The organism is Sphingopyxis selenitireducens, from assembly GCF_051550705.1.
Lineage (GTDB): Bacteria > Pseudomonadota > Alphaproteobacteria > Sphingomonadales > Sphingomonadaceae > Sphingopyxis.
This window is the reverse complement of the sequence record NZ_JBPULG010000003.1, coordinates 341,679-361,932: the sequence shown is the minus strand read 5'-3', so window position 1 is coordinate 361,932 and position 20,254 is coordinate 341,679. Positions and strand designations below refer to the sequence as shown.

General features: G+C 63.0%; 20 protein-coding genes. 9 read left to right on the top strand and 11 right to left on the bottom strand.

Going from position 1 to position 20,254, the window contains the following annotated elements:
• The first annotated feature begins 13 nt into the window (after positions 1–13).
• The 3 genes from ACSYDV_RS11740 to ACSYDV_RS11730 all read left to right on the top strand — a co-directional run bounded on the left by ACSYDV_RS11740 (position 14) and on the right by ACSYDV_RS11730 (position 2,971).
• A complete protein-coding gene (locus ACSYDV_RS11740) occupies positions 14–805 on the top strand; it encodes a 2-keto-4-pentenoate hydratase (protein ID WP_438323998.1) in 792 nt (263 codons plus the stop codon).
• Entirely contained in the window at positions 802–1,821 is a 1,020-nt protein-coding gene (locus ACSYDV_RS11735) for a sugar kinase (protein ID WP_438323997.1), read from the top strand. Before ACSYDV_RS11740 ends, ACSYDV_RS11735 begins: the two co-directional genes overlap by 4 nt.
• A 166-nt stretch (positions 1,822–1,987) precedes the next feature.
• The gene (locus ACSYDV_RS11730) at positions 1,988–2,971 is read left to right on the top strand and encodes a GGDEF domain-containing protein (protein ID WP_438323996.1); all 984 of its coding nucleotides are present in this window, start codon (positions 1,988–1,990) and stop codon (positions 2,969–2,971) included.
• Positions 2,972–3,058: 87 nt separating this feature from the next.
• Here ACSYDV_RS11730 and ACSYDV_RS11725 read toward each other — a convergent pair whose 3' ends face one another.
• Positions 3,059–4,477, bottom strand: a complete 1,419-nt coding sequence (locus ACSYDV_RS11725) for a sugar MFS transporter (RefSeq protein WP_438323995.1) — start codon at positions 4,475–4,477, stop codon at positions 3,059–3,061.
• Positions 4,478–4,830: 353 nt separating this feature from the next.
• Here ACSYDV_RS11725 and ACSYDV_RS11720 point away from each other — a divergent pair, with 353 nt between their 5' ends.
• Positions 4,831–7,497, top strand: a complete 2,667-nt coding sequence (locus ACSYDV_RS11720) for a TonB-dependent receptor (RefSeq protein ID WP_438323994.1) — start codon at positions 4,831–4,833, stop codon at positions 7,495–7,497.
• A 64-nt stretch (positions 7,498–7,561) separates the two neighbouring features.
• On the opposite strand, the gene ACSYDV_RS11715 is transcribed toward ACSYDV_RS11720, so the two are convergent.
• The 10 genes from ACSYDV_RS11715 to coxB all read right to left on the bottom strand — a co-directional run bounded on the left by ACSYDV_RS11715 (position 7,562) and on the right by coxB (position 16,306).
• Positions 7,562–8,452: a class I SAM-dependent methyltransferase gene (locus ACSYDV_RS11715; protein ID WP_438323993.1), complete on the bottom strand. Its 891-nt coding sequence runs from the start codon at positions 8,450–8,452 to the stop codon at positions 7,562–7,564.
• Complete coding sequence (gene thrC, locus ACSYDV_RS11710) at positions 8,445–9,842, bottom strand: threonine synthase (protein WP_438323992.1); 1,398 nt, start codon at positions 9,840–9,842, stop codon at positions 8,445–8,447. The genes ACSYDV_RS11715 and thrC overlap by 8 nt, the downstream gene beginning before the upstream one ends.
• Before the next feature lie 27 nt (positions 9,843–9,869).
• Positions 9,870–10,514, bottom strand: a complete 645-nt coding sequence (locus tag ACSYDV_RS11705; RefSeq protein ID WP_438323991.1) for an SURF1 family protein — start codon at positions 10,512–10,514, stop codon at positions 9,870–9,872.
• Entirely contained in the window at positions 10,507–10,902 is a 396-nt protein-coding gene (locus tag ACSYDV_RS11700) for a DUF983 domain-containing protein (protein WP_438323990.1), read from the bottom strand. Before ACSYDV_RS11700 ends, ACSYDV_RS11705 begins: the two co-directional genes overlap by 8 nt.
• Position 10,903: 1 nt before the next feature.
• Complete coding sequence (locus ACSYDV_RS11695; RefSeq protein WP_438323989.1) at positions 10,904–11,779, bottom strand: cytochrome c oxidase subunit 3; 876 nt, start codon at positions 11,777–11,779, stop codon at positions 10,904–10,906.
• Positions 11,780–11,859: 80 nt separating this feature from the next.
• Positions 11,860–12,420, bottom strand: a complete 561-nt coding sequence (locus ACSYDV_RS11690) for a cytochrome c oxidase assembly protein (RefSeq protein WP_438323988.1) — start codon at positions 12,418–12,420, stop codon at positions 11,860–11,862.
• The gene (locus tag ACSYDV_RS11685; protein WP_438323987.1) at positions 12,417–12,566 is read right to left on the bottom strand and encodes a cytochrome c oxidase system small membrane protein; all 150 of its coding nucleotides are present in this window, start codon (positions 12,564–12,566) and stop codon (positions 12,417–12,419) included. Before ACSYDV_RS11685 ends, ACSYDV_RS11690 begins: the two co-directional genes overlap by 4 nt.
• The gene (locus ACSYDV_RS11680; RefSeq protein WP_438323986.1) at positions 12,563–13,474 is read right to left on the bottom strand and encodes a heme o synthase; all 912 of its coding nucleotides are present in this window, start codon (positions 13,472–13,474) and stop codon (positions 12,563–12,565) included. The genes ACSYDV_RS11685 and ACSYDV_RS11680 overlap by 4 nt, the downstream gene beginning before the upstream one ends.
• Positions 13,475–13,534: 60 nt before the next feature.
• Entirely contained in the window at positions 13,535–15,199 is a 1,665-nt protein-coding gene (gene ctaD / locus ACSYDV_RS11675; protein ID WP_438323985.1) for a cytochrome c oxidase subunit I, read from the bottom strand.
• A gap of 15 nt (positions 15,200–15,214) precedes the next feature.
• On the bottom strand, positions 15,215–16,306 hold the full coding sequence (gene coxB, locus ACSYDV_RS11670) for a cytochrome c oxidase subunit II (RefSeq protein WP_438323984.1): 1,092 nt from the start codon (positions 16,304–16,306) through the stop codon (positions 15,215–15,217).
• Between the two features lie 232 nt (positions 16,307–16,538).
• Between coxB and pyrE the strand changes: the two genes are divergently transcribed.
• Genes pyrE through ACSYDV_RS11645 form a run of 5 tightly spaced genes read left to right on the top strand, consistent with a single transcriptional unit; the run spans position 16,539 to position 20,231 of the window.
• Positions 16,539–17,126, top strand: a complete 588-nt coding sequence (pyrE, locus tag ACSYDV_RS11665; protein ID WP_438323983.1) for an orotate phosphoribosyltransferase — start codon at positions 16,539–16,541, stop codon at positions 17,124–17,126.
• A complete protein-coding gene (locus ACSYDV_RS11660) occupies positions 17,123–17,872 on the top strand; it encodes a pyridoxine 5'-phosphate synthase (protein ID WP_438323982.1) in 750 nt (249 codons plus the stop codon). The genes pyrE and ACSYDV_RS11660 overlap by 4 nt, the downstream gene beginning before the upstream one ends.
• Positions 17,869–18,270 carry a holo-ACP synthase gene (acpS, locus tag ACSYDV_RS11655; RefSeq protein ID WP_438323981.1) on the top strand — a complete coding sequence of 134 codons (402 nt, stop codon included), beginning with the start codon at positions 17,869–17,871 and terminating at the stop codon, positions 18,268–18,270. Before ACSYDV_RS11660 ends, acpS begins: the two co-directional genes overlap by 4 nt.
• Positions 18,271–18,276: 6 nt before the next feature.
• Positions 18,277–19,125, top strand: a complete 849-nt coding sequence (gene lepB / locus ACSYDV_RS11650) for a signal peptidase I (protein ID WP_438323980.1) — start codon at positions 18,277–18,279, stop codon at positions 19,123–19,125.
• A gap of 11 nt (positions 19,126–19,136) precedes the next feature.
• A complete protein-coding gene (locus tag ACSYDV_RS11645) occupies positions 19,137–20,231 on the top strand; it encodes an AI-2E family transporter (RefSeq protein WP_438323979.1) in 1,095 nt (364 codons plus the stop codon).
• The last annotated feature ends 23 nt before the right edge of the window (positions 20,232–20,254 follow it).

The following is a 20,254-nucleotide window of genomic DNA, read 5'->3' as shown; positions in this document are numbered from 1 at the left end:
GAGATTTTTTCGCATGAGCGCGTCACCCAGCGCGCAGGACATCGTCACTGCGCTCCTCGATGCACGACTGTCCGGCCGGGCGCTGGCGGCCTTCCCCGCCCCCGTCCCCGCCACCCTTGCCGACGCCTATGCCATCCAGCACGCGCTTAGCACCGCAATCGGCCTGTCGGTGCTGGGATGGAAGCTCGGCCGCGTCCCGCCGCCCCTCGTCGCCCCGCTCGGCGCCACGCGGCTCGCGGGCCCCGTGTTGCACTGCACCGACCTCGACGGCGAAACGCCGGGCGATGCGCACATCTTTGTCGGCGGTGCGAGCGCAATCGAGATCGAGGTGATGCTTCGCATGCGCAGCGTCCCCGATCACCGCATCGACAGCCACGACGAAGCGCGAACATATATTGACATGGTTCGCGCCGGGTTCGAAGTCGCCAGTTCGCCCGCTCCCGACGTCTTCGACCATAGCCCCTTTGGCATCATCGCCGACATCGGCATCAACAACGGCCTGCTCCTCGGCCCGCAGATCGACCTTGCGGACTTCGACGAGATCGAGGTCTCGACCGAGATCGACGGCATTCCTGTCGGAACCGGGCGCCCTTCCGGCGTGCTCGATGGCCCGCTGGGATCGCTGCGCTTCCTCGTCGACCTCCATCACGACGGCGTGATAACGCTCGAGCCGGGTCAGTGGATTTCGGCCGGCGCGATCACCGGGGTTCACCCGATCGCACCCGGACAAACGGCGACAGCACAGTTCGGCGCCGACGTCCGTATCGCCTGCACCGCCATTCCCGACCCTGGATATCCACGATGACCTCGCTCACCAAAACCATCGCCTGCTTCGGCGAAACTGTCTTGCGCCTGGCCGTTCCCGTCGGCGAATTTCCGCTGCAGTCGCCGCGCCTCGACGCCTATGTCGGGGGCGCCGAGACAAATGTCGCGGTCGCACTTTCGGCGCTCGGTCATCCGGTGCGGATGCTCGGCGCGGTTCCAGAGGGGCCGGTCGGCGACGCGGCGGCCAGCGAGTTGCGTCGTCATGGTGTCGATGCCGCGCATATGCTGCGCCCAGCCGGACGCATGGGCCTTTATTATCATCTGCCCGGCGGCGCGATGCGCCCGGCCGAAGTCGTTTACGATCGCGCCGATTCAGCCTTTGCTGCAGCGAAAACCGACGACTGGCGCTGGGACGAGCTGCTCGCCGGGGTCGATTGGCTGCATGTCTCGGGCGTGACCCCCGCGCTCGGGCAGCAAAGCGCCGAAGCGACGCTTGCAGCAGTGCGCGCCGCGCGCGCCGCGGGCATTCGCATTTCGTTCGACGGCAATTGGCGCGGCCGCCTGTGGAGCCGCTGGAACAGCGACCCGGCAACGACCCTCCGCCCGATCGTCGCCGAAGCCGATGTCCTGTTCGGAAATCACCGCGACGCGACGCTGCTGCTCGGCCGCGATTTTTCGGGCGACGGCCCGGATCGGCGGCGCGACGCCGCACTGGCGCTCCTTGACGCCTTTCCCACGCTCGAAACGGTCGCGTCAACCGCGCGGCACATCGTCGAACCGACAAAGCATCAGATTGTCGCGCGCATCGACCGCCGCGACGATCACGCCCAGACCGAAACCGCCGACATTACGCCCATCACCGACCGCATCGGCACCGGCGACGCCTTTGCCGCGGGCGTGATTGACGGTCTTTTGACTACCGAAACACTGGGTGCAGCGGCGCGGCGCGGGCTGGCGCTGGCGGCGCTCAAGCATGGACTGCAAGGCGATTTCGCGCCCTTCACACGCCATATAGTCGAAAGCGTTTCATTCACCGCGGCCGACGTCGCACGTTAGGACCGCTTAAACCTGCGTCCCGGCGTCCGTTAATGGGCGCATGACCACAAATGCAACATCTCGCGAGCCGGTAGGGCGGCTCCTGGATTGGCTGGGGCTTCGAAACCCACGAAGCGACGCCCCGACAGACGGACCGCCACCCGACCCGCGCCAGGCCAGGCACGCGTTGGCGCAGGCGATTGCGTCATTTCTGATCGAGCATGATCTGGAGGTATCTCCGTCCAATCTGTCGCTTGCGCACGCGGCCTTTTCGGGTACCAACCCCCAGCTCGCGCGGAAGATCGCAGCGCGCGCGCTATCGGGAGAGGCCATCACCCAGACCTGGCTGAACGACCTTGCCGCCAGTGACGGAAACATGCCCGATCAGGCCGATCTCGATCGGCTGATCGCACGCCTTGAAAGCAACCTCGAAACATTTTCCACCCAGACCAAGGCAGCCCGCACGGTTGCCCACGATTACGGATCCGAACTCGAACAGCATGTCGTCGACCTCGAACAGGTCGAAAAAACCGGCGAGCTTGTCACCAACCTCGCCGGCCTCGCCCGCGCGATGCTCGAACGCACGCGCAAGGCGGAAAATGACATGCGCAAGAGCGAGGACGAGGCAAGGGCGCTGCGCCGCAGCCTCGCCCGTGCCAAGCGCGACGCCGAGATCGACTATCTGACCGGCCTGCCCAATCGCCGTGCCTTCGAAGTGCTGCTAGAGCATCATTATGCAGAAGCGCGAGCGGAGTGCGAAGCACTGAGCGTCGCCTTTTGCGACATCGACGAGTTCAAGAAGATCAACGACCTCCACGGTCACGAAGCCGGCGACCGGGTGATCAAGCTGATCGCCGACACGCTGGCGAAAATATCCGATGATCATTGCCATGTCGCACGGCACGGCGGCGAGGAATTCGTCATGCTGTTCCGCGGCCTGCCACCGGCGGACGCTGCTAAACGGCTCGATGAGGCGCGCGACAGCCTCGCCGAGCGAAGGCTGATCAACCGCAAGACTGACGCGCCCTTTGGCCAGATAACCTTTTCCGGCGGAGTCGCCGACGTCTTTGGCTATGGCGAGGTGCGCGCCGCACTGAAGGCCGCCGACGATGCGCTCTATCGCGCAAAAGAAGGCGGACGGAACCGTATCGAGCTGGCGACCCCGGCCTAGATTATCATATTTCCCGTGAGGGGGCGGGCGGCCGCAGGCGATGGCTCGACATCAGAGCGATCGCCTGCGGCTATCCCCTTTGCGCGTTCAGACCGCCGGACGCCGCGCGTAAATGCCGAAACAGGCGATCACCGCATAGCAGAGCGCGGGCAGTAACAACGCCGTCCCGAGGCTTCCGGTGAAATCGGCGATCACTCCGGTCGCCAACGGCACCACCGCGCCGCCGAAGATGGCGACATTGATGATGCCCGATCCATCGGCCGCGCGGGTGCCGAGCTTTTCCGAAGCGAGGCTGAAGATCGTCGGAAACATGATCGAGTTCATCAATCCAATCGCCAGCAGGCTATAGCCCGCAATGGCACCTGCCGTATTGGTCGAGAGGAAAATCAGCGCAATCGCGCCGGCGGCGACGAAAGCGAGCAGCTTGCCTGGGCTGATCACGCGCATCAGGCCCGAACCGATGAAACGCCCGATCATGGCGCCGCCCCAATAGAAACCGATCAACTTGCCCGCCGCCTGTTCGGGAAGCGCCATCACGCCGGGCTGCATCAGATAGCTGACGACCAGCGAACCGATGGAGACCTCCGCGCCGACATAGAGGAAGATACAGAGCGCGCCGAAGCTGAAGCGCGGGCGGGTCAACAGGTCATTGTCATAAAGCCAGATCACTGGCGCAAGCAGGATGAGCAGCAGGCCGATGATCGCATGCCCCTGCGTCGCGACAATTGCACCCGCGATGATCAGCGCCAGCCCCACGGCATAGCGCGGAAGCCGAACCAGATCCTTTCCCGCCATGCTCGCCGGATCGTGCGGCAGCTTCTTGCGGAACTTCCAGACGATCGCCGCGACCACGGCCAGCGCGACGGCGATGCCGAGATAGCCGTGCATGATCGCCTGGCTTTCGGCGGTGCGATAGGCATCGAGTTCGGCGCCCGAAAGCTGGTCGGCGCTGAGCGTCGCAAGGCTGCCGAGGATCAGGACCGAGCCGACGATCGGGAAAATGGTGGTGCCGAGCGAGTTGAACGCCTGCGCAAAGGTCAGGCGGCTGTGCGCCGTCTCAGGCTTTCCGAGCAGCGAGATCAGCGGATTGGAAACCACCTGAACCACCACCACGCCGCTGGCCAATACAAACAGCGCGAACAGGAACAGGCCATAAACCGCATATTGCGAGGCCGGAATGAAGAGCAGGCAGCCGACCATCATGGTCAGCAATCCCGCAACCGCCCCGCGCATATAACCGATTTTCTTGACCAGCTTCGCGCCCGGAATGCCGATCACCAGATAGGCGGTGAAAAAGCAGAATTGCACCAGCATCGCTTGGGTATAGTTGAGCGTGAACAGCTCCTTCAGCTTGGGGATAATCACATCGTTGAGCGAAGTGATGCCACCGAAGATGAAGAACAGCCCCATGACGAACAGGCGCAGTTCGGGCGCGTCGACATGCCCTCCACCGCCCTCTCCAACGGTCGCATCGCCGCTCGGCGCAATCTCCGGCGCAAGTGCCATGTTTCCCTCCCCAACTATCGGCTTAATGCCATCCCTTCATGGGGTCTGGTCACTTTCCCGCAGACGGGCAAGACAGATTATCGCCGACGGCTTCGACATTCGTATGCAGCAAGGCGGGGGATCGCCAAGCTCCCGCATGATCGCATAGCGGGTCGCAAGGCAAAACCGGTCTTCGCCCCTTCTGAAAACAAAACCAATTAAATACCAATTTTCTACTTATCCGCTGCCCGAGGCCAAACATCCGGCGCCGATATGCCAAAACGCCTCATTTTTGACTTGCATCGCAATATTGTTATGACTTATGCATAACCAATAAAGACCAACACACATAAATCGATCTTTGGGAGGGTCATATGCTAAAATCAAAAGGACTTTTTGCGACCGCAAGCCTCGTCGCTTACGCGACCTGCCTGTCGCCCGCGATGGCGCAGGATAGCGCAGCCGCTGCCAGCGACGAAATCGTCGTCACCGGCTTTCGCGCTTCGGTAGCCCAGTCGATCGACGCCAAGCGCGACCTCGCCGTCATCGCCGATGTGGTGACCGCCGAAGATATCGGGAAATTCCCTGACAAGAACGTCGCCGAAGCGCTTCAGCGCGTCCCCGGCATCGTCGTCAACCGCGAGTTTGGCGAGGGCGAGCGAGTCTCGCTGCGCGGCACCGCGCCCAATCTGACCAAGACGCTGCTCAACGGCCATTCGGTCGCCACGGCTGACTGGTTCATCCTCGATCAGGTCGCCTCGACCCGCAGCTTCAACTATCTGACGCTGCCCGCCGAAATCGTCGGGCGGCTGGAAGTGTATAAGAGCCCGCAGGCCGATGTGGAGGAAGGCGGCGTCGGCGGGACGATCAACGTCATCACCCGCAACCCGCTCGACCTCGACCCGCTCACCGTGTCGGCATCGGTGCAGGCCGCCTATTCCGATCTGTCCGGTAAACTCGATCCCCAGATTTCGGGGCTGGTCAGCTGGAAAAATGCCGACGAGACATTCGGCGTCCTGATCGGGGGCATTTATCAAAAGCGCCGCACGCGCCGCGACGGCCTCGAAATCTTCGGCTATCGCTCCTTCGCCGTCGGTGGCGGCCAGAATGCGCTGGTCCCGACGCTGATCGGCTCGACGATGTTCGAACAGGACCGCGAGCGTTACGGCGCCAATATCGGAATCCAGTTCCGTCCGTCGGATGAGCTGGAGATCAACATCACCGGCCTTTACTCGCGCTTCAACGCCGATAACTTCAACCAGAATTATATCGCCTGGGGCGAACAGGCGCTGGGCGGCGGTGGCACGATCACCAATGCGGTGATCCAGGATGGCGTCGCGGTCGCGGGCGACATCGCTTCGGCAACTGGCGGCACGACGGGTTTCGGGGTCGTCTATGACGCGATCGATCGTCAGGCGGTTGCCAAGACCGTCTCGGCCGATTTCGACCTGACTTACCGCCCCACCGACAGCCTGTCGGTCCATTTCAAGGCAGGCTGGACCAAGGCGAACGGCGACACGAGCAACGAGAATTTCATGGAGTTCGCGGGCCCGGGCCGGTTCAGCTACGACCTGCGCAGCGGCCGTCCCGAAGTCAGCTTTGGCAACCCCGACCCGCTCAATCCCGCCGGGGGCATTCGCCCCGACTTCGCGCGCATCCAGTCGGTCACCAACGACGATGAAGAGAAATATTTCTATCTCGATGTCGAAAAGCAGGTCGAATGGGGCCCGCTGACCGCGCTGAAATTCGGTGTCAAATACACCGACCATGATCGGGTTGCCGAGCGCTTCGCGACCAACGGCGGCGTGTTTACCCCCAGCATCCGCTGCGGCGCCGTCGCCTGCACCGCCGCCGACTACGCAACGGGTGGCGGGATGCCCGGCGACTTCCTCGACAATATCGCAGCGCCCGGCACTCTGACCGACTATTGGCGTGTCGATCCTGCGAAACTGCGTGCGATCTTTGGCGCGCAGAGCGGGCCCGCGACCGACCGCTTCCTCGTCCCCGGCAACAGCTATTCGATCAACGAGAAAGCCTATGGTGGCTATGGCCTTGCCAAGTTCGGCGGCGATGGCTGGCGCGGCAATGTCGGCGTGCGTGTCATCCGCACCGACCAGACCTCCGAAGGCTTTATCATCGGCGGCGCCAACCCCGAATTCACCAATCCCTTTGGCGGCTTCACCCCGAGCACAGCGAAAAGGTCCTATACCGATATCCTCCCGAGCGCGAACCTGTCGGTCGATCTGTCGGACAAGATCGTGCTGCGCTTTGCCGCGGGCAAGACGATGACGCGTCCCGACTTTGTCGACATCACGCCGGGCGTCGATCTCAACGGCACCTTGCTGACCGGACGCGGCGGCGATCCAGGTCTCGATCCCTATCGCGCCAATCAATATGACCTGTCGCTGGAATGGTATCCCGATCGCGAGACGATCGTCGCGCTCGCGCTATTCTATAAGGATATCCAGTCGTATATCGTCAACACGACCTCGACCGAAATCCTGCCGGGCGTGTTCGTGCCGGGATCGCAGCCCACGGGCTGCGTCGCGGCGGGCGGCGGCAATCCGAACCTGTTCAACTGCCCCTATCAGATCAATCGCCGCAGCAATGGCGACGGCGGCCGCAACCAAGGCTTTGAATTCCAGGTTTCGCGCCCGATCTGGGGCGGCTTCGGCGCGGTGGTCAACTACACCTACTCGGATGCACAGGCGAACAACGGCGACCCAATCCCGGGCAATTCGAAGCACTCGCTCAACCTGACGGGCTATTATGAAAATGATCTGGTCAGCGCGCGGCTGTCATATAACTACCGGTCGAAATTCTTCATCGACATCGACCGGTCGGCACCGCTCAATCAGGCGTCGCTCGCATCGCTCGATGCCTCGATCAGCGTCAATGTGACCGACAATATCGCGCTCACCGCCGATGCGGTGAACCTGACCAATGAATCGATCGAACAATATTCGGGAACGACGGCGCGCCCGCGCGCCATCTATGACAACGGCCGCCAATTCTACTTCGGCGTTCGCGCAAAATTTTAACTCTGGGCGCAGAGCCCGTATCAGTCCCTTCGGGGGCTGATACGGTGCCTCCTCGAATCGCCGTTCAGCGGCTCCAGCGCGCAAAGATCGCGGTTGGCAGCAACAGCCCCCTCGCCTCTTCGCGCACCGCCAGTTCGCCGCATTCGATCGTGCCCGGCAGGTCGGCGAACAACTGGTTCAACAGCTCCCCGATCGCCAGCGCCGACATGCGTACCGCATAGACGGTCAGGAACAGGGCGCGGCTGTCGGCATCGAGCAATTTGCGGCAATCGGCGAGCAAGGGCGCAAGCCCCTCCTCCAACTGCCAGCGCTCACCATCGGGACCGCGACCGAATTTGGGCGGGTCGAGCAGGATGGCATCATAGCGTTTTTCGCGCCGCAACTCGCGCGCGGTGAACTTGCCGGCATCATCGACGATCCAGCGGACCGGCTTCTCGGCCATCCCCGCCAGCGCAGCATTCTCGCGCGCCTGCGAAACCGACTTTTTCGACGCATCGACATGGGTCACCGACGCCCCGGCTGCGGCGAGCGCCTGACTGCCGACGCCGGTATAGCCGAACAGGTTCAGGAACGCTGGATCGGGCTTGTCGGCGATGCGTTCGCGCAGCCAGTCCCACACCGGCGCCATATCGGGAAAAAAGCCCAGATGGCGAAAGGGCGTGCAACTTGCAGTGAAGCGCGTCTCACGCCAGCCGAGCGGCCAGCCCTCGCTCGGCACCGGCTTGTTATAATACCAGCGGCCGCCGCCATCATCGTCGGAGGCGGGAATGAATTCGGCGTCGGCGGCCTCCCAATCGGCGGCGGCCAGCGCGGGCGCCCACATCGCCTGCGGCTCGGGGCGAATGAAACGAAAACGGCCGTAGCGTTCCAGCTTGCGCCCGCCGCCGCTGTCGATCAGCCCGTAATCGTCCCACGCTTCACCGATCAGCGTCTGGATGGGCTGAAGCTCAGCCACGGGCGACGGTCGCCAATATATGCGCCTTTACCGCGTCATAGTCGCCCGGCAGTCGCTCGTAGCGCTCTTCGCGCTCGAACAAATTGCCAAGCCGCGCAGGAAGCGGTGGGCGCACGCCGGTCGCGCGTTCGACCGCTTCGCGGAACTTCGCCGGATGCGCGGTCGCCAGCGTGACGATCGGCACATCGGCATCGATGTCGAGGGCGCGCGCTGCAGCCAAGCCGACCGCGCTGTGCGGGTCGATGATCTGGCCGCCATGTTCCTGCGCCCAGCGGAGCGCGAGCGCCATCGCGTCGCCGTCGATGCTCGCGCTGGAAAACAGCCCGCGCGAACCTGCGAGCATGTCGCCGGGGATCGTCATCGCGCGATTCGCGTCGAAATCGCCCATCATCGCGGTGATCGCCGCGCCGTCACGGCCGGCGAGATCGAACAACAGCCGTTCGAAATTGCTGCTGACCTGAATATCCATGCTCGGCGTCGCGGTCGCGGTGACCGTACCTGCGCTGTAATCGCCGCTGGTCAGCGCGCGGTGGAGGATGTCGTTGACGTTGGTCGCGACGACCAGCCGCGCGATCGGCAGCCCCATTTGCGCCGCGACATAGCCCGCGAACACATCGCCGAAATTGCCCGTGGGAACGCTAAAGGCTACCTTGCGGTCGGGTCCGCCGAGCCGCACCGCGGCGTAGAAATAATAGACGACCTGCGCCATCAGTCGCGCCCAGTTTATGCTGTTTACGGCAGATAGGGTGAGCTGGTCGCGCGCTTCCTGGTCGCCGAACAGGCGCTTCACCATCGCCTGTGCATCGTCGAAGCTGCCGTCGATCGCGATATTATAGACATTGGGGGCGAGCACAGTCGTCATCTGACGGCGCTGGACGTCGCTGACCCGGCCTTCGGGATGAAGCATGAAGATGCGGATATGCTCGCGGCCTGCAACCGCCTCGATCGCCGCCGATCCGGTGTCGCCCGAGGTTGCGCCGACGATCGTGATGTCAGTCTCACCACCGCTCAGGAATTTCTCGAACAACTGGCCGAGCAATTGCAGCGCGACATCCTTGAACGCCAGCGTCGGGCCGTGGAACAGTTCGAGCAGCCAGTGGCGATGGTCGAGCTGGACCAGCGGGGTCACCGCGTCGTGGCCGAAGCGCCCATAGGCCGCCTTGCAGAGATCGCGCAGTTCGTCTTCGTTCAGCACGCCCGCGACGAAGGGCGCCATCACGCGTACCGCGGTTTCGACATAGTCGAGTCCCGCCAGTGCGCGGATATCGTCCTGCGTCATTTGCGGCCAGCGCGCCGGCACATAGAGGCCGCCGTCGTTCGCCAATCCGGCAAGCGTTGCGGCACGAAAGTCGAGGGTCGGCGCGGAGCCGCGGGTGCTGATATAATCCATGACGCAAAAGCGCCTAGCGGCGACAGGTCATCGCTGCAAGCGGCGGCGGACAGCGAGCGTGTAGATAACCAGCGCCGCAATCGCGAACAGGAACCATTGTCCGGCATAAGCGAGGTGGTTGTTCGGCGTGTCGGCTGCCGACGGGACCGCGCTGGCGCGCAGTCCGGGAAGCGGATTTTCGGCGATCAGCATCGCGCGGGCTGGCGAGGCCTTCCCCATCATCCGTTCGATCAGCGTGGGCTGTTCGGGGCCCGGAGCGATCGTCCCCGCCACCATTCCGCCGCCCCATTTGGGCGGCGTGAAATCATCGGTGATACCGACATCGACCAGTACGCCCGGCCCTTCGGCGCCGGTCCGGCAATCGGCGATCATGCGAAAGCCCGCCCGCCCCTTGCTGTCACTGCCGCTGCGCGGATCCCAGCGCACCGGCTCGAGGCAGACGACGCTGCTCTTGCGATAGAGCAGCGCATCGGGAACCGGCGGCAGGTCTGGATAGGCAACGGTCGCCGACATCGCCATATTGCGCTGATAGAGCGCGATCAGCCCCTCTTTCTCGGCCTTGCGCTGCAATTGCCAGACGCCCAGCGCGATCATGATCGCGACCGCTGCAAGCACGAGAATCGTCGGGACCAATGGCCAGCGGCGCAAGACGGTGGTGGCGGTTTCAGTCATGCTCATCCTCCACGCGGCGCCCTTCGGCGGCCTGTCGTTGATGTTCGCTGGCGAGCAGCGCAGCCTTGGCGATCCGCAGCCCATAGATCACCGCGGCGGCGGTCAACGGCACCCACAACAGGATATGCACCCACAGGGGCGGCGCCAAGATCGAATCGAGCGTCAGCGCAAGCGCGATAAGCAGCGCACCGATGATCAGCGTCAGAAAGGCCGCGGGGCCGTCCCCGACATTGTAACGACCATAATCGAGCCCGCACGCTTCGCAGCGGTCGCGAAATTGCACGGGTCCCGAAAACAGCGGTCCATCCCCGCATTCGGGACACAGACCAAAAAGGGCGGCACGCCAGACCGGCGGCCGCCCCTTTGGAGTCGGATCGACTTGCGCCAACTTAGTGCGCGGCGACAGGTGCGCCCCAGCCGCCCCAGATGTAGATAATGATGAAGAGGAACAGCCACACCACGTCGACAAAGTGCCAGTACCAGGCAGCCGCTTCGAAACCGAAATGCTGCTTGGGCGTGAAGTGACCCTTATAGGTACGCACGAGGCAGACGATCAGGAAGACCGTCCCGACGAGCACGTGGAAACCATGGAAACCCGTCGCCATGTAGAAGGCCGAGCTATAATTGCTCTGACCGAACGGGAACGGCGCGTGCATATATTCATATGCCTGGATCATCGAGAAGACGACGCCGAGGATGATCGTCAGCCACAGGCCCTTCTTCAGGCCTTCGCGATCACCGTGGATCAGCGAATGATGCGCCCAGGTGATCGTGGTGCCCGAGCAGAGCAAGATCAGCGTGTTGAGCAGCGGCAGGGTGAAGCCGTCGATGACTTCGATGCCCTTCGGCGGCCATTGCGTGATCGCGGCGGCGCCATCCTGACCGAACAGCGACGTTACTGCGCCGTCAACGACTTCGATCGGCACCGGGAACAGCGAGAAATCGAACCAGGCCCAGAACCAGCCTACGAAGAACATGACTTCAGAGGCAATGAACAGGATCATGCCGTAACGCATGTGCAACTGAACGACCGGGGTATGGTCGCCCGCATGCGCTTCGTTGATGACGTCCGACCACCAGCTGAAGAAGGTCCCGATCACGGCCATGAAGCCGAGGCCGAGCACCCATTTGCCGGCGCTGCCGAAATAATCCGCGTGCATCGTCATCACGAGCCCGAAGAACATCACCAGCGCAGCGACCGATCCGAACAACGGCCAGACGCTGGGATTTACCAGGTGATAATCATGATGTTTGGCACCAGCCATGTCACTATTCCCGTTTTGCAGCCCCAGCATCGCGATTCCCCATCGCCCGCCGGTCCTTGATTAGACTCTTGATCGCGGCCTTAGCTCGCCTTTTTACCCTCGTCTACAGGGTGGAAGGTGTAGCTGAGGGTGATTTCCTGAACGTCGCGCGCATCGGGGTCGTCCATGATCTTGGGATCGACGAAGAACAGCACCGGCATACGCATTTGCTGCCCCGGCTCCAACCGCTGTTCGGTGAAGCAGAAGCATTGGATCTTGGTAAAATATTTGCCCGCCTGAGTCGGCGTGACATTGAAGCTGGCGGTCCCGACCACCGGATGCGCCGAATTATTTTCGGCGATGAAGATCGCCATGTCGCGCGCGCCGATGCTGACCGTGTCGCGCGGATGCTCGGGATAGAATTTCCACGGCAGCTTCGGCGAGACATTTGCGTCGAACCGCACCGACATCGTCTGATTCAAAATCTCGGGCTCTGCAGCAGCCGCGACGGGGTCATAACGCTGCGTCGTGCCGCCGAAGCCCGTCACACGGCAGAAGAGATCGTAAAGCGGCACCGCAGCAAAGCCGACCCCGACCATCGCCAGCGCCATCGCCGAAGCGAGGCTCGCCGTCTTTGCATTAGGGGAGAGTTCAAGCTTCATTGGAAAATCTGCATCTTTGCGATGGTGATCAGAAAGAAAAGGATCGCGAGCGCGCCGAGCATCCACGCCATCATATTGGCTCGACTGCGCTGGCGACGGCGATATTCCGCCTCATCAAACGGTTCTTGATTCGATTCCTGGGTCATAGCGGCCACCAATGGTCGGCGACGACAGCGCCGAACAAAATGAAAAGATAAGCGATTGAATAAGCGAAAAGCCGTTTTTCAGGGCGCATCAGATCGCCCTCACCCGTTGTTCGCGTACCGACCTGGATCGAGAGCAGGACGAACAGCGCCGACAATATGATCGCAGTCCAGCCATAGAGCGCCCCGGTGTAACCGAGCGGCCAGGGCGCGATCGCCGACGCGGCCATGATCACCGCGTAAAAAAGAATCTGGCGGCGGGTCGACTTCTCTCCCGCGACAACCGGCATCATCGGGATGCCCGCGGCGGCATAGTCCGACTTCACGAACAGCGCGAGCGCCCAGAAATGCGGCGGCGTCCACAGAAAGATCAGAAGGAACAGCAGCACCGGCAGCGGCGCGAGGCTGCCCGTCGCGGCGACCCAGCCGATCAGCGGCGGGAATGCGCCGGCGGCGCCGCCGATGACAATATTCTGCGGCGTCCGCGGCTTTAGCCACATCGTATAGATGAAGACATAGAAAAGGATCGAAGCGGCCAGGAGCAGCGCGGCCTGCCAGTTCGATGCAAAGAGCATCAGGAAGACCGAAAAAGCGGCCAGCCCGACGCCGAATTGCAGCGCCGTCTGCGGATCGAGTCGCCCGGCGGGCAGCGGCCGGCCCGCCGTCCGCTTCATCTTGGAATCGATCCCGGCCTCATACCATTGATTGAGCGCGCCGGATGCCCCTGCCCCCAACGCGATCGCGAGGATCGACGAGAAAGCGAGAATCGGATGGACGTCGCCCGGCGCCGCAAGCAGGCCGCACAAGGCGGTAAATACCACCAGCGACATCACGCGCGGCTTGGTCAGCGCGAACAGGTCGCGCCAGTCGGCGGGAAGCGCCGGTTCGGCATGGGTCAGGCTCTGCGCCATGATAACTCCAGCCCGGTAGGAAACGCCCCCTGCCCAGGATTGGGCAGGGGGCGAAACCAGTCAGGCGATACGCGGCAGTTCGTTGAACTGGTGGAACGGCGGCGGGCTCGACAGCGTCCATTCGAGCGTCGTCGCGCCTTCGCCCCAGGGATTGTCGGCTGCCTTCTTACCCGCGACGAGCGAGTAGAGAATGTTCACGAAGAAGATCAGCACGCCAACCGCCATGATCACATAGCCGTAGGACGAGATCAGGTGCCAGAAGGCATAGGCTTCCGGATAATCGGGGTAACGGCGCGGCATGCCCTGCTGACCCAGGAAGTGCTGGGGGAAGAACAGGATGTTCACGCCGATGAAGAAGATCCAGAAGTGCAGCTGTCCCAGGAACTCGCTGTACATCCGGCCCGACATCTTGGGGAACCAGTAATAGAAGCCGGCGAAGAGCGAGAAAACCGCGCCCAGCGACAGCACATAGTGGAAGTGCGCGACGACATAATAGGTGTCGTGCAGCGCGGTATCGACGCCGCCATTGGCGAGCACCACGCCGGTCACGCCGCCGACGGTGAACATGAAGATGAAGCCGAGCGACCAGACCATCGGGGTCTTGAAGCTCATCGAACCGCCCCACATGGTGGCGATCCAGCTGAAGATCTTGATGCCCGTCGGGACCGCGATGACCATCGTCGCAGCGGTGAAGTACATCTTGAGGTTCACGCTCATGCCGACCGTGAACATGTGGTGTGCCCACACGATGAAGCCAACGGCGCCGATCGCGACCATGGCGTAGGCCATGCCGAGATAGCCGAACACCGGCTTGCGGCTGAAGGTCGAGATGATCTGGCTGACGATGCCAAATCCGGGCAGAATCATGATGTACACTTCGGGGTGACCGAAGAACCAGAAGAGATGCTGGTAAAGCACCGGATCGCCGCCGCCCGTGGCATCATAGAAGGTGGTGCCGAAGTTACGGTCGGTCAGCAGCATGGTGATGGCTGCGGCAAGAACCGGCAGCGCGAGCAGCAGAAGGAAGGCGGTGACCAGCACCGACCACACGAACAGCGGCATTTTATGCAGGGTCATGCCCGGCGCGCGCATGTTGAAGATGGTGGTGATGAAGTTGATCGCACCGAGGATCGACGCCGCGCCCGCAAGGTGAAGCGCAAAGATCGCCATATCGACGGCCGGCCCGACCGAGCCGCTGGTCGACAACGGAGCATAGACCGTCCAGCCGGTGCCGGCGCCAAGACCGCTGCCGCCCGGAACGAACATCGATCCGACGAGCATCACGAACGCAACCGCGGTGAGCCAGAAAGACACGTTGTTCATGCGCGGGAAGGCCATGTCGGGCGCGCCGATCATCAGCGGCACGAACCAGTTGCCGAAGCCACCGATCATCGCGGGCATGACCATGAAGAAGACCATGATCAGGCCGTGGGCTGTGATCATGACGTTCCAGAAATGCTTGCCCTGGACTTCGCCCGCGCCCGCATCAAAGAACTGGGCCCAGCCGGTCAGATACTGAACGCCGGGATGCGCCAGTTCGAGGCGCATCATCCCCGAAATCACACCGCCGACGATACCGGCGATGATCGCGAAGATCAGATAGAGGGTGCCGATGTCCTTATGGTTCGTGGACATGAACCAACGGACGAAAAAGCTCGGCGTATCATGGTCGTCATGCGCATGGTCGTGACCATGTGCGGGTGCAGTCGCTGCAATATCGGTCATCTGTCGGACCCCTTATTAATTCTTGGCGGCCGGGGCGGCGGCGGGAGCCGCAGCCGGGGCTGCTTCGGTCGTGGCGGCAGCGGGCGTCGCAGCCGGCGCCGCAACGGCGGGCGCCGGAGCGGCAGCGGCGGGTGCCGGAGCGGTTTCACCCGAAGGGTTGCCGCCCTTCGAACGGACCCAGGCTTCCCACTTGTCGACAGGCAGCACTTCGACCGCGATCGGCATATAGCCATGATCGACGCCGCACAGTTCCGAACACTGGCCATAATAGACGCCGACCTTGGTCGCGGTGAACGTCGTTTCGTTGGCACGGCCGGGAACGGCGTCCATCTTGGTCCAGAATGCGGGAACCGCAAAGCTGTGGATTACGTCGGCACCGGTGATGATCAGTTTCACCTGGCGCCCGACGGGAACGACCATGCGATTGTCGACGGCCAGATGATAAGGCTCGCCAGCGGCCTTGGCCTTATCCTCGGGCAGGATCTTCGAGACGAATTCGCCGATACCCTGGTCGGGATAGGCATAACCCCAATACCACTGATAACCCGTAACCTTGATCGTCAGCGCGTCCTTCGACGGCGGCTCATATTGCGCGGCGAGCAAGCGGATCGAGGGAACCGCAACCACCGCGAGGATCAGAACCGGAATGGCGGTCCAGATGATCTCGATAAAGGTGTTGTGGGTCGTCTTCGACGGCACCGGATTCGCCTTGGCGCGGAAACGGAACACCACCCAGAGCAGAAGCCCGAGAACGAGCAGCGTGATGAAGGTGATCACGGGAAGCAGGATCACATGGTTGAACCAGTAAGCCTGCTCACCGATCGGGCTGACCTGCGGCTGGAAATCAATTCCCGCGTCGATCGGCTGACCGACGCCCGGAGTGGGCTTCATCGGGACGTAAGTTGCGTCGCCGACGGGCGCCGTCGCATCGGCCTGAGCCGGAGTCGCAGCGGTCGCGACCGCTGCGGGCGCGACTGGCGCCGGATTCGCGGTTGCCGTTGCGGCAGGTGCTTCGGCCGGAGCCGTAGCCGGTGCCTGTGCATGGCCCGCCCCGGCGACGCCAAGCGACAAAGCTGCCGCAATTACAAGGGTTTTCAAGCTCTTCATAAGGATAGTGCCGCCCGTTGCCTGTTGTTCTTTCGTTGGCTCAGCCCGTCCGCGCCGACCACCGACACAGGTCGGGGCAGCCGGCAGAGGGGCTGAAACTCGCGGGCGCTATAGACCCGCTTGCCGCTTGCCTCAAGCATCTCTAACACTATTTTGCGGTCAGCAAATCTGCGCCGCCAAAACCCCGTCGCCCAACAAGAGCGACGCTCTATATATAAAGAACGCACTCCCGATGACCGACGATGAAATCCTGGCCGAATTCCGCGCCGCCGACGCCCTGCTGCAGGGCCACTTTCTGCTCTCCTCCGGACGCCACAGCGAATATTATCTGCAATGCGCGCGTGTCCTGATGGACACGGAGCGTGCGGGACGCCTTGCCGTCGCGCTCGCCGCCAAACTTCCGCGCGATCTGAAGCAGGCGATCGACGTGGTTGTCTCACCCGCAATGGGCGGCGTCATCATCGGCCATGAAATGGGCCGCGCGCTCGGCAAGCCCGCGATTTTCGTCGAACGCCCAACCGGCACCTTCGAACTGCGCCGCGGCTTTGCGATCACCCCTGGCACGAAGGTCCTGATGGTCGAGGACGTCGTCACCACCGGCCTGTCGTCGCGCGAAGCAATGGAAGCCGTGCGCGCAGCAGGCGGCGAAGTGCTTGCCGAAGCGTCGCTGGTCGATCGTTCGGCGGGCGGCGTCGATCTGGGCGTTCCCTTCTACCCGCTCGTCGCGATTAATTTCCCGACCTATGCCGAGGATGAGTTGCCCGAGGCACTCGCCGCGACCCCGGCGATCAAACCCGGCAGCCGGAGCCCCGCCGCGTGAACCCGCCCCGCCCCTCCCGCCTGCGGCTTGGCGTCAACATCGACCATGTGGCGACGATCCGCAACGCGCGCGGCGGCGAGCATCCCGATCCGGTGCGTGCGGCCGAAATCGTCGCGGCGGTCGGCGGCGACGGTATTACCGCGCATCTGCGTGAAGACCGGCGCCATATCCGCGATGACGATCTTGCGCGCATCCAGGCCGCGACCGACCTGCCGCTCAACCTCGAAATGGCGGCGACCGACGAGATGGTCGAGATCGCACTGCGCCACAATCCGCACGCGGCGTGCATCGTCCCGGAAAAGCGCGAAGAGCGCACGACCGAGGGCGGACTCGACGCTGCAGGACAACATAATCACCTCGCCCCCATCGTCGCGCGCCTGAATGACGCCGGCATCCGCGTCAGCCTGTTCATCGAACCCGATGCACGGCAGATCGAAGCCGCGATGCGGCTGCGCGCGCCCGTCGTCGAATTCCACACCGGCCGTTATGCGCATGTCGACGGCGAAGAGCGCGCGGTGGAACTGCGCCGCCTGGCCGATGCCGCCGCGCTCGCGTGGAAAAACGGTATCGAACCGCACGCGGGACACGGCCTGACCTATGAGAATGTCGTCCCGGTAGCCGCGATCCCGCAGCTCGCCGAACTCAACATCGGCCATTATCTGATCGGCGAGGCCATCTTTACCGGGCTGGATCCTGCGGTGCGGCGGATGCGCGCGCTGATGGATGAGGCACGGGGCGCGCTGTGATCATCGGGCTCGGCTCCGACCTTTGTAATATAGAGCGCATTCAGGCATCGCTCGACCGCTTCGGCGAGCGGTTTGAAAATCGCGTGTTCACCGATGTCGAGCGCGCAAAGGCGGCCCGCCGCCCCTTCACCCGCGCCGGAACCTACGCCAAGCGCTTTGCCGCGAAGGAAGCATTCTCGAAAGCCGTCGGCACCGGGTTCAAGCGCGGCGTATTCATGAAAGACATCGGCGTCGTCAATGCGCCCTCAGGTGCGCCGACGCTGGCGCTGACGGGCGGAGCCGCTGCCCGGCTCGAAGCCATGATCCCGCCCGGCCACACCGCCCATATCCATCTGACACTGACCGACGACCATCCCTGGGCGCAGGCTTTCGTCATCATCGAAGCAATCAAGGACTGAATGAGCATGGCGAAAAAGGCGGCGAAAGATAAGACCGGGGACGAAAGCTGGGGCAAGACGATCCGCGATATCGCAGTCATCCTCCTGCTGGTGCTGGGCATCCACAGCTTCATTGCCAAGCCCTTCTATATCCCGTCCGATTCGATGATGCCTGTACTGCTGTCGGGCGACCGGCTGATCGTCAGCAAATATCCCTATGGCTGGTCCTATGCCTCGGTCAGCTTTCACCTCGCTCCCAAAATGGAAGGTCGGCTGTTCGGAACGCTACCCGAACGCGGCGATATCGTCGTGCTGGAGCATCCGGTCACCCGCGAGGACTATATCAAGCGCGTCATCGGCCTGCCCGGCGATATGATTGAAGTGAAAGCCGGGGCTTTGTCGATCAACGGCAAGCCGGTGAAACGCGAAGTGCAGCCGATGCTGTCGATCCCGGTCGATGCCAACACACCGTCGAGTGGCGGCAGCCTCTCCAGCAACATCGCACCCGGCCCCGGCGGCCGACCGGTGCTGGAAGTGCCGATTGTCCGCGAAACCCTCCCCGGCGGCGCAACCTTCGACACCATCGATCTCGGCGCGAGCGCACTCGACGATTATGGGCCGTATAAAGTTCCGGCAAATCATCTCTTCCTGATGGGGGACAATCGCGACGGCAGCGCCGACAGCCGCGCCCCTACCGAAATGAAGGGCCTTGGCGGCGCCGTCCCTTTCGACGCGATCGCGGGCCGGGCCGAGATCATCACCTTTTCGACCGACGGCACCGCCCAATGGTACAATCCGCTGAGCTGGTTTCAGGCGCTCCGTTCGGGTCGCGCGGGAACCGACCTGCGTCCCGAACGTGACAGTGCTGAAAAATAGGGAAGAACAGCATGGCGCAGCCGAGCAAGAAGACAGCCGATATCCGCGCCGAAGGCCCCGGCCCCACTGAAATCCAGAGTCATCTGGTCCGTACAGAACTTCTCAAGGCCGGCGTCTGGCTGGGCCTTGCGCTGCTGATCGGCATCTGCATCATCCTCGTCCAGCCAATCCTGCTGATCTTTGCAGGCATCGTCATGGCGTCGATGCTCGACGGCGGAACCCGTCTGCTCGGCCGCATCCTTCCCATCGGGCGCGGCTGGCGGCTGGCGATCGTCTGTTTGTCGCTTGTCGCCTTCTTGGTCTGGACGGTCATGTTCGCGGGGTCGCAAATCGCCGATCAGGCCGCGACGCTGCAGCAGGTCATCATGGCCCAGGTCGAACGTATCGCCGCCTGGGCCAGCGAGCATGGCATGGGCAATTTCCAGTTCGATACGAAGACCATCACCGAAAATCTCGCCGGGACGGTCGGGCGGGTAACCGCAGCGGTCGGATCGGTCCTAGGCGGGCTGACCAGCCTCGTCATGGTCGTCGTGCTGGGCATGTTCATCGCGATCGAACCGCGGCTCTATGAACGCGGCTTCGCGTGGATGCTGCCGATGAAGAGCCGCGAAAATTTCTACATCACCACCGCGCGGATGGGTTTCACGCTGCGCCGGCTGATGGCGGGGCGTCTTCTCGGCATGCTCGTCGAAGGCATCGGGACATGGCTCGCCTGCCTCGCCGTCGGGATTCCGATGGCGGCCCTGATGGGGCTGTTGACCGGCCTGCTCGCCTTCATTCCCAATATCGGCGCGATCGTGTCGGGCGTTCTGCTCGTCCTCGTCGGCTTTTCAGCAGGGATGGATACAGGCCTGTACGCCATCGCCATCTATTTTATCGTCCAGACGGTCGACGGTTATCTGATCGTTCCGATGGTTGCCAAGCAGACCGTCGATCTGGCGCCCGCACTGGTTCTGGCCGCGCAGATATTATTCGGTTCGCTGTTGGGACTCATGGGGCTGTTCCTGGCCGACCCGATCGTTGCGATGATCAAGGTCGCGCTGGAGCGCGAGGCCGAGCGCAACGCGGAAACCCGGCCCGGACAAAAGAAAACGGCGGCGGGCTGATCCGCCCGCCGCCGTTTTTGGCA

Excerpts from the sequence above, each read along its gene's own strand:
- ACSYDV_RS11740 (WP_438323998.1), top strand. The coding sequence starts at position 14 with ATGAGCGCGTCACCCAGCGCGCAGGACATCGTCACTGCGCTCCTCGAT.
- ACSYDV_RS11735 (WP_438323997.1), top strand. The coding sequence starts at position 802 with ATGACCTCGCTCACCAAAACCATCGCCTGCTTCGGCGAAACTGTCTTG.
- ACSYDV_RS11725 (WP_438323995.1), bottom strand. The coding sequence starts at position 4,477 with ATGGCACTTGCGCCGGAGATTGCGCCGAGCGGCGATGCGACCGTTGGA.
- ACSYDV_RS11720 (WP_438323994.1), top strand. The coding sequence starts at position 4,831 with ATGCTAAAATCAAAAGGACTTTTTGCGACCGCAAGCCTCGTCGCTTAC.
- thrC (WP_438323992.1), bottom strand. The coding sequence starts at position 9,842 with ATGGATTATATCAGCACCCGCGGCTCCGCGCCGACCCTCGACTTTCGT.
- ACSYDV_RS11705 (WP_438323991.1), bottom strand. The coding sequence starts at position 10,514 with ATGACTGAAACCGCCACCACCGTCTTGCGCCGCTGGCCATTGGTCCCG.
- ACSYDV_RS11695 (WP_438323989.1), bottom strand. The coding sequence starts at position 11,779 with ATGGCTGGTGCCAAACATCATGATTATCACCTGGTAAATCCCAGCGTC.
- ACSYDV_RS11690 (WP_438323988.1), bottom strand. The coding sequence starts at position 12,420 with ATGAAGCTTGAACTCTCCCCTAATGCAAAGACGGCGAGCCTCGCTTCG.
- ACSYDV_RS11685 (WP_438323987.1), bottom strand. The coding sequence starts at position 12,566 with ATGACCCAGGAATCGAATCAAGAACCGTTTGATGAGGCGGAATATCGC.
- ACSYDV_RS11680 (WP_438323986.1), bottom strand. The coding sequence starts at position 13,474 with ATGGCGCAGAGCCTGACCCATGCCGAACCGGCGCTTCCCGCCGACTGG.
- ctaD (WP_438323985.1), bottom strand. The coding sequence starts at position 15,199 with ATGACCGATATTGCAGCGACTGCACCCGCACATGGTCACGACCATGCG.
- coxB (WP_438323984.1), bottom strand. The coding sequence starts at position 16,306 with ATGAAGAGCTTGAAAACCCTTGTAATTGCGGCAGCTTTGTCGCTTGGC.
- pyrE (WP_438323983.1), top strand. The coding sequence starts at position 16,539 with ATGACCGACGATGAAATCCTGGCCGAATTCCGCGCCGCCGACGCCCTG.
- lepB (WP_438323980.1), top strand. The coding sequence starts at position 18,277 with ATGGCGAAAAAGGCGGCGAAAGATAAGACCGGGGACGAAAGCTGGGGC.
- ACSYDV_RS11645 (WP_438323979.1), top strand. The coding sequence starts at position 19,137 with ATGGCGCAGCCGAGCAAGAAGACAGCCGATATCCGCGCCGAAGGCCCC.